The sequence below is a fragment of the Micromonospora sp. NPDC047074 genome, from assembly GCF_040643815.1.
GTDB lineage: Bacteria > Actinomycetota > Actinomycetes > Mycobacteriales > Micromonosporaceae > Micromonospora.
On record NZ_JBEYVB010000003.1, the window covers coordinates 393,243 to 411,299 of the forward strand.

Below are 18,057 nucleotides of genomic sequence, written 5' to 3' on the forward strand. Positions count from 1 at the left end.
GGCCCGCCGACGGGCGCCCCACGCCCCGAGAAGAGGACATCCATGTACCTGGAGTACACCCCGGAGCATCGAGAGCTGAGCCGGGAGCTGCGCGCCTACTTCGCGCGCCTGCTCACGCCCGAGGTCCGCGAGGCGCTGGGCGGCACCAACGAGGACCGTCCGGCATACCGCGAGATCATCCGTCAGATCGGCAGGGACGGCCTGCTCGGGCTCGGCTGGCCCAAGGAGTACGGCGGCCAGGGCCGCCCGGCGCTCGACCAGTACATCCTCTTCGACGAGATCAACCGCGCCCAGGCGCCGTTCCCCTTCGTCACCATCAACAACATCGGCCCGATGCTCATGCGCTACGGCACCGAGGAGCAGAAGCGCACCTACCTGCCGGGCATGCTCACCGGGGACGTCATCTTCGCCATCGGCTACAGCGAGCCGGGCTCCGGCACCGACCTCGCCTCGCTGAAGGCCAGGGCCGAGGCCACGCCCGAGGGGGGCTGGGTCGTCAACGGTCAGAAGGTCTTCACCAGCGGCGTCAGCCAGGCCGACTTCGTCTGGATGGCCGTGCGCACCGACCCCGACGCCCCGAAGCACAAGGGCATCAGCATCCTCATCCTGCCGACGTCGGACCCGGGCTTCAGCTGCACGCCGATCGCCACCAGCGGCATCACCCACACCAACGCCTCCTACTACGAGGACGTGCGCGTCGGCCCCGAGGCCCTCGTCGGCGAGGTCAACGGCGGCTGGCGCCTCATCACCGGCCAGCTCGGTCACGAGCGGGTGGGCCTGGCCGCCATGGGCGGGCGCACCGAGCAGCTGTGGACCGACGTCGCCGCGTGGGCCGCCGAGCCCGACGCCGACGGAAACCGCGTCCTCGACAAGCCGTGGGTGCGCACGGAGCTGGCCCGCGACTACGCCGAGCTGACCGCGATGCGCCTGTTGAACTGGAAGATCGCCGTCGTCGGGGAGGGCCAGAACCCGGCCCCCGCCGCCGCGTCGGTCGCCAAGGTGTACGGCACGGAGACCCACGACCGGGTCTGCCGCAATCTGGTCTCCGTCGTCGGACCCCGCGCGACCCGGCGACCCGGCGCCCCGGACGCCGTCCTCGGCGGACAGCTCGAGGCCTACACCCGCGGCTCCTACATCAACACCTTCGGCGGCGGCACCAACGAGGTGCTGCGCGACATGATCGCGGTCGCCGGCCTCGGCATGCCGAGGAAGGGACGGTCCGCATGAGCACCACGACGCGGACCCCGGCCACCGACGTCACCGACGAGGAGGCCTTCCTCGCCCGCCTGCGCGAGTTCGTCGGCCTGGAGGCCACGCCCACCCGCTACGCCCAGGACGCCGTCAACCAGGCGATGATCCGCCACTTCGTCGAGGCGATGGGCGACGAGAACCCCGTCTACGTCGACGAGCAGGCCGCCCGGGACACCGGCCGTGAGGGTGTCGTCGCCCCGCCGCCGATGCTGTCCACCTGGCTCATGGTCGGCTACCGGGCCCACGCGGCCGCCGCCGCGGGCGCCACGGCGGACACCCCCATGGCCCGGCTGCTCGCGATCCTCGCCGAGGCCGGCTTCGTCGGGGTCGTCGCGACCAACGACGAGCACGAGTACGTGCGCGAGCTGCGCCTGGGCGACGAGATCAAGATGACGACGGTCATCGAGGACGTCTCCCCGCGCAAGACCACGGGCCTGGGCACCGGCCACTTCATCACGACGTTGCGCACCTACACCGACCAGGACGACGAGGTCGTGGCCCGCCAGCGGTTCCGCATCCTGCGCTTCGACCCGTCCCGCGCCAGGCCCCCGGCACCGGCCGCCGCCGACCCGGCGCTGCGGCACAAGCCGTTTGTCCTGCGCGACAACGCCTTCTGGTTCGAGGCCGCCGCACAGCGTCGCCTCGTCATCCAGGCCTGCACCGACTGCGGCACGCTGCGCCACCCGCCCGGCCCGGTCTGCCCCTCCTGCCACTCGTACGCCTGGCACGAGGTCGAGGCGAGCGGACGCGGCACGGTGCACAGCTACGTCGTCAGCCACCACCCGAAGGCGCCCGGGTACGACTACCCGCTCACGGTCGTCCTCGTCGACCTCGAGGAGGGCACCCGCCTGGTCGCCGACTTCGTCGGGGCCGCCGACGAGGTCGAGATCGGCATGCCCGTGCAGGTCGACTGGCTCGACTACGACGAGGACCTCACCCTGCCGCGTTTCCGGGCCGCGACCTCCGCAGCGGAGCCCGCCGGAGAGGAGAAGAACTGATGGACTTCCAGCTCGCCGAGGACCAGGTCACGGTCAACGACCTGGCGCGCGACGTCTTCTCGCGCAACGGCGACCCGCAGCGCCTCTTCGACGTCGAGGCCGGGCAGGACCGGTTCGACCGCGTCCTGTACCGCGACCTGGCCGAGTCCGGCGTCCTCGGGCTGCTCGTGCCCGAGGAACACGGCGGCTCCGGGCTCGGCCTGTGGGAGGTCGCCGGGGTCTTCGTCGAGCAGGGCCGCACGCTGGGCACCGTCCCGCTGTGGGAGACCCTCGCCGGCGGCGTTCTGCCGCTGGTGCGCTACGGCGACGCCAAGCAGCAGGCCGAGTGGCTGCCCCGGGTCGCCGCCGGGGACGCGGTCCTCACCGTGGCCGTCGACGACCTGGCCGACGCCCGGCCGTACGGCGCCCGCGTCCGCGCGCGGTCCGGCACCGGGCCCGGCGGTGCGGGGGTCACCCTGAGCGGCACCGCCGTCGGCGTCCGCTCGGCGCACCTCGCCGACGCGATCGTCGTCCCGGCCACCGACGAGGAGGGCACGGTCGGGCTCTACCTCGTGCCGACCGCCGGCGCGGGGGTACGCCGCGACACCTTCGAGCGCACCGACCGGGGGCTCGCCTCCGACGTGCACCTCGACGGCGCCGCCGCGGAGCTGCTCGCCGAGGGCCCGGGGGAGGACCGGATCGACTGGCTGCTGCGCCAGGTCTGGATCGCCGTGGCCGCCCTGCAGAGCGGCGTCAGCCAGGCCGCCGTGCGCCAGGCCGCCGACTACACCTCGGGGCGCGAGCAGTTCGGTGTGCCGATCGCGACCTTCCAGGCCGTCGCCCACCAGATCGCCGACTGCCACATCGACACCGAGGCGATGGAGGTCACCTACCTCAACGCGCTCTGGCGCGAGACGACCGACCGGCCGCCCCGCGCGGCCGTGCACGTCGCGAAGTACTGGGCCGCCGAGGCGGGCGACCGCGTCGCGCGCACCGTGCAGCACGTGCACGGCGGCATCGGTGCCGACGTCACCTACCCGATCCACCGCTACATGCTCTGGACGACCCAACTGGCCAACACCGCCGGCTCGGGGGCCTGGCACCTGCAGCAGCTCGCGGACCTCGTCGACGCGGGGGAGCAGCTGTGAGCGGCACGCAGATCACCGTCGAGCAGGTGAACGTCGGCGACACGCTGCCGGAGCTCGAGATCCCGCTGACCCGGACCCTCATCGTCGCCGGCGCCCTCGCGACCCGCGACTACGAGGACGTGCACCACGACCCGGCCCAGGCCGAGCGGCGCGGCACCCCCGACACCTACATGAGCATCAACAACACCAACGGGCTCGTCGGCCGCTACGTCACCGACTGGGCCGGCCCCGCCGCGCGCATGGTGCGCCTGAGCACCCGCCTCGGGGTGCCGAACTTCCCGGGTGACGCGATGCGGCTGACCGGCGAGGTCGTCGGCGTGGAGGAGGACACCGTGCGCGTCGCGGTACGTGGCATGAACAGCAGGGGCGCGCACGCCGTCTCCGAGGTGACCGTGCGCCTGCCCCGCGGAACGGAGCAGTGACGTGACGTCCAACTTCCTGTCGGGGCGCACCGCGATCGTCGGCATCGGCGCGACGGAGTTCTCCAAGAACTCCGGCCGCAGCGAGCTGCAACTGGCCGTCGAGGCCGTCTCGGCCGCACTCGCCGACGCGGGCCTGAGCCCCGCCGACGTCGACGGCATGACGACCTTCACCATGGAGACCAACCCGGAGAACATGGTCGCCCGCAGCCTGGGCATCCCCGAGCTGAGGTTCTTCTCCCGGATCCCCTACGGCGGTGGCGGCGCCTGTGCCCCCGTCCAGCAGGCGGCCATGGCCGTCGCGAGCGGCGTCGCCGACGTCGTCGTGGCGTACCGCGCCTTCAACGAACGCTCCGGCGTCCGCTTCGGGCAGGGACCGCCTCCGGCGAAGACCCAGGCCACCTCGGACAACGAGTACCGCTCCTGGGTCAACCCGTACGGCCTGCTCACCCCGGCCCAGCACACCGCGATGTTCGCCCGTCGCTACATGCACGAGTACGGCGCGACCAGCGAGGACTACGGGCGGGTCGCCGTGCTCGCCCGCAAGCACGCCGCGAACAACCCCAGGGCGTGGTTCCACGGCAAGCCGCTCACCCTCGAGGAGCACCAGGCCTCCCGCTGGATCGCCGAGCCGCTGCACCTGTTCGACTGCTGCCAGGAGACCGACGGCGGCCAGGCGATGGTCGTCGTCAGCGCCGAGCGCGCCAAGGACCTGCCCGCCACCCCGGCCTACATCGTCGGGGCGGCCCAGGGCCTGGGACCGGACCAGTACCAGATGGTCAGCTACTACCGCGAGGACCTGACCCGGATCCCCGAGGTCGAGCTCTGCGCCCGGCAGCTGTGGGCCCAGTCGGGCCTCGGACCCGCCGACATGGACGCGGCGATCCTCTACGACCACTTCACCCCGTACGTGCTCAACCAGCTCGAGGAGTACGGCTTCTGCGGTCGCGGCGAGGCCAAGGACTTCATCGCCGACGGCAACCTCGAGGTCACCGGCTCGCTGCCGACCAACACCCACGGTGGCCAGATCGGTGAGGCCTACCTGCACGGCACGAACGGCGTCGCGGAGGGCGTCCGTCTCGTCCGGGGGACCTCGACCAACCAGCCCGACGGCGTACGCAACGTCCTGGTGACGGCGGGCGTCGGGGTTCCGACCAGTGCACTGATCCTCTCCGCGGAAGGCTGAGACGCCGGGTGACCGAGCGCCCGGCGGTCACCACCCCACAGACCCTGAAGGCCGTCACAGCGACCCACCGAACCCGCCCGCAGCCGCCGGGCGGGACAACACCACCACCGATCGGCCGGAACGAATCGGCCCGTGTTCCTGGAAGGACGAAAATGGGCGTCAACAACAAGGCCAGGGGACGCCTGGTCGCGCTGATCGCCATCGGGGCTCTCGCCGTGGCCGGCTGCAGCTCACCGGACAACTCCGGCACCACGAGCGCTCCCGGGGGCGAGATCGACACCTCGGCCGTGCTCAAGTTCGCGTCGGCGGGTCCGCTGCGCGACCTCGACCCGGCCCTCCAGACGAGCTACGGCGCCTGGGGCTACCTGTTCCTCGTGTGGGACCGGCTGACCATGCTCGACAAGGACGACAAGATCGTCCCGGGCCTGGCCAAGGAGTGGAACTTCGTCGAGAACGGCAGCGTCCTCGAACTCAAGCTGCGCGACGACGTGAAGTTCCACGACGGCACGCCGTTCGACGCCGAGGCCGTCAAGGTCAACATCGAGCGCGGCAAGACCCTCGCGGGCTCGACCCTCAAGGGCGACCTCGCCGACATCGAGTCGGTCGAGGTCGTCGACGCGACGACCGCGCGCCTCAAGCTGGCCAAGGGCAAGGGCGTCCAGCTACCCGCGTCCTTCACCGGCACGGCCGGCATGATGGTCAGCCCGAAGGCCATCAAGGACGGCGTCGACATCAAGACCAACCCCGGCACCGCCGGCTCCGGCCCGTACGTCGCCACCCAGCTCGTACCCCAGGAGAAGCTCGTCCTCAAGCGGGCCGACAGCTACTGGGACCCGAACGTCGGCCGCCTCGGCGGCATCGAGCTGCAGCGCGTGCCCGACGCCGCGGCCCGCCTCAACGGCCTGCAGAGCGGGCAGGTCGACCTCGCCCCGCTCAGCTCGGCCGCTGAGATCGCCACGGTCGAGAAGATCGTCACCCCGGGCAGCGGCCTGCAGCAGCACCAGGTGAAGTTCAAGAATCTCGTCGGGATCTACATGCGCGCCAACAAGGGCGCCGTCGCCAAGCCCGAGGTCCGCCAGGCGATCGCCCACGCGGTCGACCCGGCGGCGATCAGCGCGCTGTTCAGCGGCTACTGCACGCCGACGCGCCAGCTCGTGCCCGAGACGGACCCGAGCCGCATCCCGAACTACACCTACCCGTACGAGTTCAGCGTCGACAAGGCCAAGTCCCTGGTGCAGCAGGCCGGCGGCGCCAAGGTGTCCGTCACCTTCGCCGCGGGCACGAACGCCGAGCAGCCGGCCAACGTCGTGCAGGCGTCGCTGCGGGCCGTCGGCATCGACGCGTCGCTCAACCCCGTGCCCAACACCGAGAACGAGCCGCGCTTCATCGCCGGTGACTTCGAGCTGATGGTCGCCACGTCCTGGAGCCCGAAGGCCGACCCGGCGGCGACGGCGAACACCTACCTGCTGAACACCTACAAGCTCGCCGCGGACCCCTCGCTCGTCGCGGCCAAGGCGGCCGAGGCCGCCAACCCCGCGCTGTCGATGGACAAGCGCGCCCCGCTGTACCACGACATCTGGAAGACGACGCTCGAGCAGGGCTGGTACGTGCCGCTGTGCAACCAGACCAACGCGAGCGTCGCGAAGGCGAACGTCGTCGGCCTCGACAACATCCCGATGTCGAACATCGGCATCTGGGACCTGCGCAACATCGCCGTCACGAAGTGACCGGTCGCTCCTGACCACCCGGTGGTGCCGCCGCCGGACCCCACCCGCCGTGGCGGGGTCCGGCGGCGACACGACAACGCCCGCGCCGGCACCAGGCCGGGCGAGCCTCCGTCCCAGGCACCACGCTCAGAGTCGAGGTAGGACATGCTCCGCTACGCCGGCAGGCGACTACTCGCGGCAATACCCCTGCTGTTCGTCGTCCCGCTGCTCGTCTTCGCCCTGATCGAGCTCGCCCCGGGGGACCCGGCCGTCATCCTCGCCGGTGACGAACCGACCCCGGAACGCGTCGAGGCGATCCGCGAGGAACTCAACCTCAACGATCCGGTCCTCCTGCGCTACCTGATGTGGATCGGCGACGTCGTCCGCGGTGACCTCGGCACGTCCTTCCTCTCGGACCAGACCGTGACCGAGCTGCTGACGCGGCGGATGGCCACGACGCTGTCGCTGGTGCTCGTCGCGATGATCTTCGCCATCGTGCTCGGGGCCACCCTGGCGCTCGTGGCCACGCTGCGCTCCGGCGGCATCGTCGACCGGATCGTCAACGGGTTCGCCTCGATCTCGATCGCCATCCCGGGCTTCTGGTTCGGCCTCGTGCTCGCCTCGGTCTTCGCGGTGGGGCTGCAGATGTTCCCGGCGTTCGGCTACCAACCGCTGTCCGACGGTTTCTGGCCGTGGCTCTCGCACCTCATCCTGCCGGGCATCGCCCTCGGTCTGCTGCCCGCCGCCGAGGTGACCCTGCAGCTGCGCTCGGCGCTCGGGCAGGTCATGAAGACCGACTACGTCCTCAACGCCGAGGCCAAGGGGTTGTCGCGCTCCAGCGTCGTGTTCAAGCACTCCCTGAAGAACGCGTGCATCCCCGTCATCACCGTCCTCGGCTTCCGCGTCGCGGAGGTCCTCGCCGGGTCGGTGACCATCGAGATGATCTACAACATGCCGGGTCTCGGGCGCACCGCCGTCGAGGCCGTGCAGGGGCGCGACGTCCCGGTGCTGCTCGGATTCGTCCTGTTCAGCACGACGATCGTCGTGCTCGTCAACCTCATCGTCGACATCTCCTACGGCTACTTCAACCCGAAGGTGCGGTCATGAGCGCGAACCAGAGCCCCACGTCTCCGGTGCCGGGGAACGACCCGCTCGACACCGGCGCGCCCGCGGGCGGCCTCGCCGAGACCGTCCTCGCCGAGGTGCCCACGGCGGCCGTCGGCGCGGGTGACCCGGAGCCGGTCGCCGCCCCCGGCATCCTCAGGAGCATCGTGCGCCGCCCCGCGACGATCGTGGCCGGCGTCTTCCTGCTCGTGCTGGCCCTCGTCGCGATCTTCGCCCCGGCCCTGGCGCCGTACGACCCCGACGTGCAGGACCTGCTGCAGCGGCTCAAGCCGCCGAGTGCCGAGCACTGGCTGGGGACCGACGACTACGGCCGGGACGTGCTCAGCCGGCTCATCTTCGGGGCGCGGGTCTCGCTGTGGGCGGCGTTGCAGGCCGCGGCCGTCGCGCTCGTGCTCGGCCTGCCCGCCGGCATGATCGCGGGCTACCGCGGCGGCTGGGTCGACGCGATCCTCACCCGCCTCATGGACGCGCTCATGAGCGCCCCGTCGCTCGTGCTGGCCATCACCATCGTGGCGGTCCTCGGCGCCGGCATCACCAACGCGATGCTCGCCATCGGCCTGGTCATGGCCCCGCGCTTCTTCCGGGTGGCCCGCGCCGGCACGATGGACGTGCGGCACGAGACCTACATCGAAGCCTCGATCGCCCTGGGCTGCAGCACCCTGCGCACCACGGTGCGGCACGTGCTGCCCAACGTGCTGCCGCCGATCATCCTCGTCATCTCGGTGTCGTTGGGCACCGCCGTCGCGGCCGAGGCGAGCCTCAGCTTCCTCGGGCTGGGCGTGCAGGCCCCCGCGGCGAGCTGGGGCTCGATGCTCTCGACGGCCTCCTCGAACATGCGCCTCGCGCCGTACCTCGTGTGGCCGCCCGGCGTGATGATCTTCCTCGCCGTCCTCGCCTTCACCTACGTCGGTGACGGTGTCCGTCGCGCCCTCGTGCGCACCCGGTCGGGCAATTGACCGGTCCGGCAACCACCAGGAGCTGACATGGCACGTGAAACGGCACCCGGCGCGACCGCCGGCACCAGGACCGGCGCCACCGAACCGGCGGCGGACCTGCTGCGCGTGGAGAACCTGAGCGTCGAGTTCCCCGCTCCCTCGGGCGGGTGGCAGACGACCGTCCAGGACGTCTCGTTCTCGCTCAGGCCGGGGGAGTCGATGGCTCTCGTCGGCGAGTCCGGGTCGGGCAAGACGGTGACCTCGATCGCGGTGATGGGCCTGACCGGGGCGACCGGCGGGCGGATCGCCTCGGGCCGGGTCGTCTTCGACGGCGTGGACCTCACGGCGGGCACCCAGAAGCAGTGGCGGGACCTGCGTGGCCCGGGCATGGGCATGATCTTCCAGCAGCCGATCCGCAGCCTGAACCCGGCCTACACCGTCGGGGACCAGATCGCCGAGTCGGTGCGCAAGCACCTGGGCATGAACCGCAGGCAGGCCCGGGCCCGCGCCGTCGAGATGCTCGAGATGGTGCAGATCCCGCGGGCGGCGCAGCGGGTCGACGAGTACCCGCACGCGTTCTCCGGCGGCATGTGCCAGCGCGTCATGATCGCGATGGTCATGGCGTGCAACCCGCGCCTGCTCATCGCCGACGAGCCGACGACGGCGCTCGACGTGACGGTGCAGGAGCGGATCCTCGAACTGTTGCGCGACCTGCAGGAACAGACCGGTGTGGCGCTGCTGTTCGTCAGCCACGACCTCGCGGTGGTGGCCGAGCTGTGCCAGGAGGTCGTGGTCATGTACGCCGGCGAGGTGGCCGAGAACGCGCCCTCGGAGCAGCTCTTCTTCAACCCGCGGCACCCCTACACCTCCGGCCTGCTCGGGTCGATCCCGAAGCCGGGCCTGAGCACCGACCGGCGGCTGCGCGCGATCCCCGGTGGCATCCCGTCCCCGGGCGCCTGGCCGCACGGGTGCCGGTTCAGCAGCCGGTGCGAGTACGCCCAGCCGGGCCGGTGCGACGTGGCCCACCCGGGCCTGGTCCGTGTCGACGGCGCCGCCGGGCACCATGCGCGGTGCGTGCGCGTCGCGGAGCTCTCTCTGGATGGAGTGACGGTCTGATGAGCCTGCTCGAGGTCGAGGGCCTCACGAAGTCGTTCAGCTCCGGCCGGGACTGGCTCGGCCGGCGTACGAAGTGGTCGCACGCGGTCAAGGGGGTGAGCTTCACCCTGGAGCGCGGTGAGTGTCTCGCGGTCGTCGGTGAGTCCGGCGCAGGCAAGTCGACGGTCGGGCGCATGGTGCTGCGCCTCATCGAGCCGGACTCCGGGTCGGTGACCTTCGACGGGATCGACGTGCTGGCCACGAAGCCGAAGCAGACGCGCGAGCTGCGCCAACGGATGCAGATGATCTTCCAGGACCCGTACAGCTCGCTCGACCCGCGAATGACGATCAAGGACGCGGTCGCCGAGCCGTTCCTCGTGCACACCGACAAGGACCGGGTCACTCGTGAGCGGGAGGCCGTCGAGCTGCTCGACAAGGTCGGCATCGGCTCGCGTTACCTGGGGCGCTATCCGGCGGAGCTGTCCGGCGGGCAGTTGCAGCGGGTCGCGATCGCCCGGGCGTTGACGATGAAGCCGAGCCTCATCGTCTGCGACGAGCCGGTCGCGGCGCTGGACGTGTCGGTGCGGGCACAGGTGCTCAACCTGCTCCGGGACCTGCAGGAGGAGCTGGGCCTGGCGTACCTGTTCGTCTGCCACGACCTGGCTCTCGTCGAGGTCATCGCCGACCGGGTCATGGTGATGGCCTCCGGTGAGATCGTGGAGACGGACACGACGGAGCAGATCTTCGCCAACCCGCGGCAGGAGTACACGAAGAAGCTGCTCGCGGCGATCCCCGTGCCGCTGCCGCGCGACAGGCAGGGCAATCGGCTCGTCGCGCCGGGAAAGGTGGGCTGAGCGGTGACCGGCGCGACGGGACCGACCCGGACGCAGCTGTTCGCGCGGTTCGCGACGACGCGCGACGAGGACATCCCCGAGTCGGTGCGCGAATACGGCAAGCTCGTCCTTCTCGACTCGCTCGTCTGCGGGCTGGCGGCGGTGCGGTTGCGGCGCAGCCGCATGGTCCAGCGGGTCGCCGCCCGGTTCGGCGGCCCCGCCGAGGCGACGGTGTTCGGGCTGGGGCAGCGGGTCGCGGCGATCAACGCCGCGCACGCCAACGCGGACATGATGAACGCGTTGGACGCGGACGACACCTTCTTCAACTCGGCGCACTTCGCGGTGTTCGGGGTCGCGGCCGGACTGGCCGAGGCCGAGCGGCTGCACGCCGACGGGGCGAGCCTGTTGCGCGCGAGCATCATCGCCTTCGAGATCAACGCGCGGCTGAACCTGTCGACCTCGCTGATGGCCTTCGAAGACGGGCAGTTCCGCTGGTCGCCGCTGTCGTCGCACGGGTACGCCTCGATGGGCACAGCCGCGGCGTGCGCCGTCGTCGGCGGCTGGGAGCCGGAGCGCCTGACCCACGCGCTCGGCCTGGTCGCCTGGCTGGCCCCGCCGGCCAAGAACTCCTACATGGCCGAGCGGCGCTCGTTCAACGCGTTCAAGTACGGCCCGTACGGCGCGATCGCGCACGCCGGGATGCTCGGCGCGGCGCTCGCCGAGGAGGGCTACACCGGCGACCTGGACGTGCTGGACCGCACCCCGGGCTTCATCGAGGCGATGGGCTTCCTCGGCGGTGAGCGGCACGAGATGGTGGCCGGCCTGGGGTCGACGTGGTGGATCAGCGAGACGTCGCTCAAGCCGTACCCGACGTGCCGGTTCACCCACGCCGCGCTCGACGCGATCCGCGCGTTCCCGGACACGCACGGGGTGCCGGTGTCGCAGATCGAGTCCATGGAGATCCGGCTGAGCCCGGCGGCCTACCGGACGTTGCAGTTCCGGGAGCCGGCCACGCAGATCCCGGACACGCTCGTCGCGCCGCTGGACGGTGCCTTCAACATGCCGTACGCCGCGGCGCTGGCGTTGCTCGGGCACGCTCCGGGGCCGCAGTGGTACGACCCGCAGCGGCTGGCCGACCCCGCGGTGTGGGACCTGGCGCGCCGGATCACCACGGCGCCCGACCCGGTCCTCGACGCCGAGTGGGAGGCCGACCTCAGGGAGCACCCGGGAGGTCAGATCCGCCGGACGCGGGGCGCGCTGACGATCCGGGCCGGCGGCCGGGAGTACGTCGTCGAGTCGGACTTCGCCCAGGGCGACCCGTGGGACGCCGCGACGCGGGCGGACTGGGACTTCGTGGTCGGCAAGCTGGCCACGTTCTGCGACGGGATCCTCGACGCGGGCACGCAGGAGCAGCTCGTCGAGGTGGTCCGGGGCATCGAGGACGTCGCCGACGTCGCCGGGACGCTGTCACCGTTGCTGGCCCGGGCGCGATGAGCCGGCGGGACAGGATCGGTGCGGAGACGAGGTCGTTCGCCTCGTACGGCCGGCAGTGGCTGATCGTGATCCGGGGGCCGCGCGGGATGGCGTTCGACCGGTTCCTGGTGCGCAGGACCGGGTTCTCGCTCGTGTCGTTGCAGTACGCGCTGGCGGGCCGGTTCCCGTACCACCCCACGCTGCTGCTGACGACGGTGGGCCGTCGGTCCGGGCAGCTGCGCGACGCGGCGTTGCCGTACGTGCCGCACGGGCCGGACCTGGTGGTCGTCGGCTCCAAGGGGGGCGGCCCCACGGACCCGGCCTGGGTGGTCAACGCGCGTCACCACGAACTCTGCTGGATCGTCCTGCGGCGCAGGACGATCGCGGTGCGGGCGCGGGTGACCGACGGGGAGCGCGACCCGGAGCTGTTCGCGCACGTCGTGGCGCAGAAGCCGAACGTGGGGCGGTACGCCGAACGGGCCGCGGGCTTCGGTCGGCAGATCCCGCTCGTCGTCCTGTCCGCCGTGTCGGGGGAGTCGCTCACCTAGCTAGGCGGAGGCGGCGTCGCCGGGCCGGACCAGCCCGCTCTGGTAGGCGACCACGACGAGTTGCGCGCGGTCGCGGGCACCGAGCTTGGTCATGGCGCGGTTGACGTGGGTCTTGGCGGTCGACGGTGACAGGTGGAGGCGGGCCGCGATGTCGTCGTTGGATAGGCCGAGGGCCACGAGTGCGACGACCTCACGTTCGCGGTCGGTGAGCGCGTCGAGCACGGTGGCGTCGGGCGGCGGCCCGGGTCTGCCGGTGGTGAGGAAGCGAGCGATCAGCGTCTGGGTGGCCTTCGGTGAGAGCAGGGCGTCACCGTTGGCGACGGTGCGGATGCCATCGAGCAACTCGTCGGGGGTGGCGCCCTTGCCGAGGAATCCGCTGGCCCCGGCGTGCAGCGCGCGCAGCACGTACTCGTCGAGCTCGAAGGTGGTCAGGATGAGCACGCGGACCCCGGCCAGGTCGTCGTCGGAGGTGATCAGGCTGGTGGCCTGGAGACCGTCGACGTCTGGCATGCGGATGTCCATGAGTACGACGTCGACGCGTGCGGTGCGGGCGAGTTCGACGGCTTCGCGGCCGGTCACCGCCTCGCCGACGATCTCGAGGTCCGGGGCGGACTCGATGATGCCGCGCAGTCCGGTGCGGATGAGGGCCTGGTCGTCGGCGATGAGTACGCGGATGGTCATGACATGCCTTCGGGCTGGGTGGGCGCGGGGAGCACGGCGCGGACGTGGAAGCGGTGGGGGGCGCCCGCTCCGGCGGTGAGGGCGCCCCCCACCGCCAGCGCCCGCTCGCGCATCCCGGTCAGCCCGTGGCCGATCTTCTCCGGCTGTGCCGTGAGGTCGCTGGTCGGGTTGCCGAGGTCGAGCACGATCGTGTCCGGTCGGTAGTCGATGCGCAGCTCGGCGGTGCCGCCGGTGCCGTGCTTGTGGGCGTTGGTCAGTGCCTCCTGCACGATCCGGTACGCCGCCTGGTCGACCGCCTCGGGCAGCGGGCGGGCCGAGCCGAGCTGGTGGAGGTCCACGCGCAGTCCCGCTGCGGCGAGTGAGTCCAGCAGCTCACCCAGCCGGGCCAGCCCCGGCACCGGGTCGGTGGGCGCGTCGGTTTCCCCGCTCTGGCGGAGCATGGACAGGATCATGGCCAGTTCGTCGAGCACGGTCTGGGCCGCCTGGCGTACGTGGCGTACCGAGGTTTCGGCCTGGTCCGGCCGGGTGCGGATGGTGTGACCGGCCAGGCCGGCGTGCACGTTGATGACGGCGATGTGGTGGGCGACGACGTCGTGCAGGTCGCGGGCGATGCGGATTCGTTCCTCGACGACCCGGCGGCGGGCCTCGTCCTCCCGGGTCTGTTCGGCTCGGCGGGCGCGTTCCTCGACGGCGGCGATGTACGCGCGGCGGCTGCGGGTGGCGTCGCCGACGGCGGCGGCCATCCCGATCCAGGCCACCACGCCGACGGAGGGGCCGAGCAAGCCCTCTCCGGACCAGATGATGATCGCCGCGTACACCGCGACGACGACACCGGCACTGGCCAGCCACGCGGTCGCCCGGCTGGTCCGGGTCGCCACGGTGTAGGCGGCGACGGTGGTCGCCAGGATGGCCGCTCCCAGGCTTCCGGTCCAGGCGGTGTGGCCGACCGCGAGGACGGTCGAGAGGGCGAGGACGGCGGGCGGCCAGCGCCGACGCAGCAGGACCAGCCCGAAGATGGCGGCGGCGACGAGGGCGTCGCGCCAGGTCAGCGCCCGGCCGGTGGTGTCCGGGTCGCCGACGACCACCGCGATCAGCGTCACGATCGCGAGCGCGGACGCGAAGAGCACGTCGAACAGGTTCGGGAACGTCGACGCGCCTGCGGTCGACGGCCGGGCGCTGTCCGGTTCGTCCACGAAGATCACGCTACCTGAGCCGGGCCGCCCCGGCGTCGGCCTCCAGCGGTATGTGTGCCTACCGCGGTCGTGGTAGCGGAGTGACCGCGGTTGGCCGATGTCAGCGACCGGCCGGCTTGCGAACCTTGGGACAAAAGGTCGGGGCACGCGAACCGTCGAAGCGCCCCGTTGGAGGAGAACCTGACATGTCGTTCCTCGCCCGGCTGAGCTTGAAGAACCGGGGGCTGGTCGCGCTCATCGCGATCATCACCCTGGGCTTCGGCGCGATCGCGATCCCCTCGTTGAAGCAGCAACTGCTGCCGTCGCTGTCGTTCCCGGCCGCGTTCGTGGTCGCACCCTTTCCGGGTGCCGCGCCGGACATCGTCGAAGAGCAGGTGACCAAGCCGATCGAGGGCGCCCTTCAGGGTGTGCCCGGGCTGGAGTCCATCACCTCGACCTCCGGCGAGGGCGCGGCGACGGTCACGGTGTCCTTCGAGTTCGGCACCCCGATCGACGAGATCACCAACAAGATCCAGACCGCGGTCAACCGGATCGACGCCCAGCTGCCCGAAGGGGTCGACCCGCAGGTGGTCGCGGGCTCGACCGACGACCTGCCGGCCATCGTCCTCGCCGCGACGAAGTCGGGCGACCAGGACGCCCTCGCCGCGCAGCTCGACACCATCGTCGTGCCCGCGCTTCAGGGCGTCGAGGGTGTCCGCTCCGTGGACGTCACCGGCGTCCAGGACAAGAACGTCACCATCACCCTGAACCCGCGCGAGGCCGGTCCGGCCGGGGTCAACGCCCAGACCGTGACGGCGGCGCTCAAGGCCAACGGCGTGTCGATCCCGGCCGGTACGGTCGACGAGAACGACGAGGCGCTGTCGGTGCAGGTCGGCGGGACGCTCACCGGGCTCGACGACCTGAGGAAGCTGAACGTCACGCCCGCCACCAGGCTCGGTGACGTGGCCACGGTCGCCCTCACCACGGTCGAGGCCACCTCGATCACGAGGACCGACGGCAAGCCCAGCCTGGGCATCCAGGTGACCGCCTCGCCGGACGGCAACGCGGTGCAGATCAGCAACGAGATCAGTAAAAAGCTCGCCGGTCTCCAGCAGCAGCTCGGCGGCGACGCGGCACTGGTGACGATCTTCGACCAGGCGCCGTCCGTCGAGAAGTCGATCAAGAGCCTGACCACCGAGGGCGCGCTCGGTCTGCTGTTCGCCGTGATCGTGATCCTGGTGTTCCTGCTGTCGGTCCGCTCGACGGTGGTGACCGCGGTGTCCATCCCGCTCTCCGTCGTCGTCGCGCTCATCGCCCTGTGGATCGGCGACTACTCGCTCAACCTGCTCACCCTCGGCGCGCTCACCATCGCGGTCGGACGCGTGGTCGACGACTCCATCGTCGTGCTGGAGAACATCAAACGCCACCTCGAGTACGGCGAGGAGAAGCGCACCGCCATCCTCACCGGCGTGAAGGAGGTGACCGGCGCGGTCGTCGCGTCGACCCTCACGACGGTCGCGGTGTTCCTGCCGATCGCCCTGGTCAGCGGCTTCGTCGGGCAGCTGTTCCGGCCGTTCGCGATCACGATCACCGTGGCGCTCCTCGCGTCCCTGGTGGTCTCACTGACGATCATCCCGGTCCTGTGCTACTGGTTCCTGCGCCCGCCCAGGCACGGCGTGAAGACCCAGGCGCAGGTCGAGGCCGAGGCGTTGGAGAAGGAGAAGCGCAACCCACTGCAGCGGGGGTACCTGCCGGTGATCCGCTTCGCCACCCGGCGGTGGTGGGCGACCGTGCTCGCCAGCGTGGTCATTCTCGGGCTGACCATGTTCGCCGGTAGCTTCCTGAAGACCAACTTCCTCGACCAGGAGGGCCAGACGGCGTTCCGGATCACGCAGGAGCTGCCGGTCGCGACCAACCTCGCCACCACCGACGCGGCGGCAAAGCAGGTCGAGGCCATCCTCGACCGGCACGACACCGTCAAGGCGTACCAGATGACGATCGGTTCGTCGGGCGGCATGGGCTTCGGCAGCGCCCAGTCGACCAACACCGCCGCCTTCGACGTCACCGCCACCGACGACGCCGACGTCGAGCAGCTCATGGAGGACCTGCGCGAGGAGACCGCCGCACTGGCCGACGCGGGCACGATCAAGGTCGGCTCCAGCGCCGGCCCGGGTGGCTCGACCGACCAGCTGGAGGTCGTCGTCCAGGCCAACCAGCCCGAGGACCTCGCCGCCGCGACCAAGCTGGTCGAGGACGCGATGAAGGGCACCGCCGGCATCGCCGACGTGGAGAGCAACCTCGCCGCGAGCGCGCCCCGGGTCGACGTCAAGGTCAAGCGTGACGTCGCCGGTCGGTACGGGTTGACCGACGCCGCCGTTGGTCAGATCGTCGCCGCCGCCGAGCGGGGACAGACGCTCAGCCAGCTCACCGTCGACGGTCAGCAGCGGGACGTCGTACTGCGCTCCGGCGCGGCACCGAAGAACATCGCCGAGCTCCGGGGGCTGCTCATTCCGGTGCAGGCCGCGTCGCCGCCGGGCGGCACGGGCACCGGCGCCGCCGCGCCGACGTTCGTCCGGCTCGACCAGGTCGCCGAGGTGACCAGGAGCACCGGACCGCTGCAGATCACCCGGATCGACGGCGAGCGCAGCGCGTCGGTCACCGGCCGGGCCACCGGCTCGGACGTCGGCGCCGCCTCCGCCGACTTGCAGAAGCGGCTGGACACACTCACCCTGCCCGCCGGTGCCACCTTCACCCTCGGCGGCGTCACCGCCGAGCAGACGGAGGCGTTCGGTCAGCTGGGTCTGGCCATGCTCGCCGCGATCGCGATCGTCTTCCTCATCATGGTCGCGACGTTCCGTAGCCTGGCCCAGCCACTGATCCTGCTGGTGTCGATCCCGTTCGCGGCGACCGGCGCGATCGGGCTGCTGCTGGCCACCGATACGCCGCTGGGCGTACCGGCGATGATCGGTGTACTCATGCTGATCGGCATCGTGGTCACCAACGCCATCGTGCTCATGGACCTGATCAACCAGTACCGCGAGCAGGGCATGAGCGTGCGGGACGCGGTGATCGAGGGTGGCCGGCGACGGCTGCGCCCCATCCTGATGACCGCCGTCGCGACGATCTGCGCGCTGCTGCCGATGGCGCTCGGAGTCACCGGCGAGGGCGGATTCATCTCGCAACCGCTCGCGGTCGTGGTGATCGGCGGTCTGATCAGCTCGACGCTGCTGACCCTGGTCCTCGTGCCGGCGCTGTACACGATGGTCGAGGGCCGCAAGGAGCGGAGGAAGCTCAAGCGGGAGGGCCGGCACGCCAGCCCCGAGCCGGCCCTGGTCGGGCAGCACGTCGACGACCCCCAGGTCGCCGGTACCCAGTGACCCGCTGACGGTGGGGCCCCTGTTCTCCGAAAGTGGCGGAGCAGGGGCCCCGCTGTCGTCCCGCGTCGCTGCGACGACCCCTCTCCGCCCGCAGACCGGCTCGGCGGCCACCACCGCCCCACCTCGGCCCC

At 71.4% G+C, this 18,057-nt stretch carries 15 protein-coding genes; 13 read left to right on the plus strand and 2 right to left on the minus strand.

The genetic code is table 11. The annotated features are described in order from the left end of the window. The first annotated feature begins 42 nt into the window (after positions 1 to 42). The 12 genes from ABZ809_RS08285 (at position 43) to ABZ809_RS08340 (ending at position 12,696) form a co-directional block, all read left to right on the plus strand. Positions 43 to 1,227, plus strand: a complete 1,185-nt coding sequence (locus ABZ809_RS08285) for an acyl-CoA dehydrogenase family protein (protein WP_357561766.1) — start codon at positions 43 to 45, stop codon at positions 1,225 to 1,227. Further along, complete coding sequence (locus ABZ809_RS08290) at positions 1,224 to 2,249, plus strand: MaoC family dehydratase N-terminal domain-containing protein (protein WP_357561767.1); 1,026 nt, start codon at positions 1,224 to 1,226, stop codon at positions 2,247 to 2,249. The genes ABZ809_RS08285 and ABZ809_RS08290 overlap by 4 nt, the downstream gene beginning before the upstream one ends. Further along, positions 2,249 to 3,376, plus strand: coding sequence for an acyl-CoA dehydrogenase family protein (locus ABZ809_RS08295; protein ID WP_357561768.1), 1,128 nt, complete (start codon positions 2,249 to 2,251; stop codon positions 3,374 to 3,376). The genes ABZ809_RS08290 and ABZ809_RS08295 overlap by 1 nt, the downstream gene beginning before the upstream one ends. Continuing rightward, complete coding sequence (locus ABZ809_RS08300) at positions 3,373 to 3,798, plus strand: acyl dehydratase (protein ID WP_357561769.1); 426 nt, start codon at positions 3,373 to 3,375, stop codon at positions 3,796 to 3,798. The genes ABZ809_RS08295 and ABZ809_RS08300 overlap by 4 nt, the downstream gene beginning before the upstream one ends. 1 nt (position 3,799) lies before the next feature. After that, complete coding sequence (locus ABZ809_RS08305) at positions 3,800 to 4,981, plus strand: lipid-transfer protein (RefSeq protein WP_357561770.1); 1,182 nt, start codon at positions 3,800 to 3,802, stop codon at positions 4,979 to 4,981. Positions 4,982 to 5,133: 152 nt separating this feature from the next. Then, positions 5,134 to 6,708 (plus strand): ABC transporter substrate-binding protein, encoded by a 1,575-nt coding sequence (locus ABZ809_RS08310; protein WP_357561771.1) that lies wholly within the window; start codon positions 5,134 to 5,136, stop codon positions 6,706 to 6,708. Between the two features lie 144 nt (positions 6,709 to 6,852). Then, complete coding sequence (locus ABZ809_RS08315; protein ID WP_357561772.1) at positions 6,853 to 7,794, plus strand: ABC transporter permease; 942 nt, start codon at positions 6,853 to 6,855, stop codon at positions 7,792 to 7,794. Next, entirely contained in the window at positions 7,791 to 8,768 is a 978-nt protein-coding gene (locus ABZ809_RS08320; RefSeq protein ID WP_357561773.1) for an ABC transporter permease, read from the plus strand. Before ABZ809_RS08315 ends, ABZ809_RS08320 begins: the two co-directional genes overlap by 4 nt. A gap of 27 nt (positions 8,769 to 8,795) precedes the next feature. Beyond that, positions 8,796 to 9,863, plus strand: coding sequence for an ABC transporter ATP-binding protein (locus tag ABZ809_RS08325; RefSeq protein ID WP_357561774.1), 1,068 nt, complete (start codon positions 8,796 to 8,798; stop codon positions 9,861 to 9,863). Then, entirely contained in the window at positions 9,863 to 10,696 is an 834-nt protein-coding gene (locus ABZ809_RS08330; protein WP_357561775.1) for an ATP-binding cassette domain-containing protein, read from the plus strand. Before ABZ809_RS08325 ends, ABZ809_RS08330 begins: the two co-directional genes overlap by 1 nt. A gap of 3 nt (positions 10,697 to 10,699) precedes the next feature. Then, complete coding sequence (locus tag ABZ809_RS08335; RefSeq protein WP_357561776.1) at positions 10,700 to 12,169, plus strand: MmgE/PrpD family protein; 1,470 nt, start codon at positions 10,700 to 10,702, stop codon at positions 12,167 to 12,169. Continuing rightward, positions 12,166 to 12,696, plus strand: coding sequence for a nitroreductase/quinone reductase family protein (locus tag ABZ809_RS08340; protein ID WP_357561777.1), 531 nt, complete (start codon positions 12,166 to 12,168; stop codon positions 12,694 to 12,696). Before ABZ809_RS08335 ends, ABZ809_RS08340 begins: the two co-directional genes overlap by 4 nt. Here the strand turns inward: ABZ809_RS08340 and ABZ809_RS08345 are convergent, their stop codons facing one another. Both ABZ809_RS08345 and ABZ809_RS08350 read right to left on the minus strand, forming a co-directional pair. Then, complete coding sequence (locus tag ABZ809_RS08345; protein ID WP_357561778.1) at positions 12,697 to 13,377, minus strand: response regulator transcription factor; 681 nt, start codon at positions 13,375 to 13,377, stop codon at positions 12,697 to 12,699. Then, on the minus strand, positions 13,374 to 14,570 hold the full coding sequence (locus tag ABZ809_RS08350; protein ID WP_357561779.1) for a histidine kinase: 1,197 nt from the start codon (positions 14,568 to 14,570) through the stop codon (positions 13,374 to 13,376). The genes ABZ809_RS08345 and ABZ809_RS08350 overlap by 4 nt, the downstream gene beginning before the upstream one ends. Positions 14,571 to 14,755: 185 nt before the next feature. Between ABZ809_RS08350 and ABZ809_RS08355 the strand changes: the two genes are divergently transcribed. Further along, the gene (locus tag ABZ809_RS08355; protein ID WP_357561780.1) at positions 14,756 to 17,926 is read left to right on the plus strand and encodes an efflux RND transporter permease subunit; all 3,171 of its coding nucleotides are present in this window, start codon (positions 14,756 to 14,758) and stop codon (positions 17,924 to 17,926) included. Positions 17,927 to 18,057: the final 131 nt, after the last annotated feature.

Coding starts and splice junctions, on each gene's coding strand:
- ABZ809_RS08320 (WP_357561773.1), top strand. CDS start 7,791: ATGAGCGCGAACCAGAGCCCCACGTCTCCGGTGCCGGGGAACGACCCG.
- ABZ809_RS08290 (WP_357561767.1), top strand. CDS start 1,224: ATGAGCACCACGACGCGGACCCCGGCCACCGACGTCACCGACGAGGAG.
- ABZ809_RS08340 (WP_357561777.1), top strand. CDS start 12,166: ATGAGCCGGCGGGACAGGATCGGTGCGGAGACGAGGTCGTTCGCCTCG.
- ABZ809_RS08295 (WP_357561768.1), top strand. CDS start 2,249: ATGGACTTCCAGCTCGCCGAGGACCAGGTCACGGTCAACGACCTGGCG.
- ABZ809_RS08285 (WP_357561766.1), top strand. CDS start 43: ATGTACCTGGAGTACACCCCGGAGCATCGAGAGCTGAGCCGGGAGCTG.
- ABZ809_RS08315 (WP_357561772.1), top strand. CDS start 6,853: ATGCTCCGCTACGCCGGCAGGCGACTACTCGCGGCAATACCCCTGCTG.
- ABZ809_RS08310 (WP_357561771.1), top strand. CDS start 5,134: ATGGGCGTCAACAACAAGGCCAGGGGACGCCTGGTCGCGCTGATCGCC.
- ABZ809_RS08330 (WP_357561775.1), top strand. CDS start 9,863: ATGAGCCTGCTCGAGGTCGAGGGCCTCACGAAGTCGTTCAGCTCCGGC.
- ABZ809_RS08345 (WP_357561778.1), bottom strand. CDS start 13,377: ATGACCATCCGCGTACTCATCGCCGACGACCAGGCCCTCATCCGCACC.
- ABZ809_RS08325 (WP_357561774.1), top strand. CDS start 8,796: ATGGCACGTGAAACGGCACCCGGCGCGACCGCCGGCACCAGGACCGGC.
- ABZ809_RS08355 (WP_357561780.1), top strand. CDS start 14,756: ATGTCGTTCCTCGCCCGGCTGAGCTTGAAGAACCGGGGGCTGGTCGCG.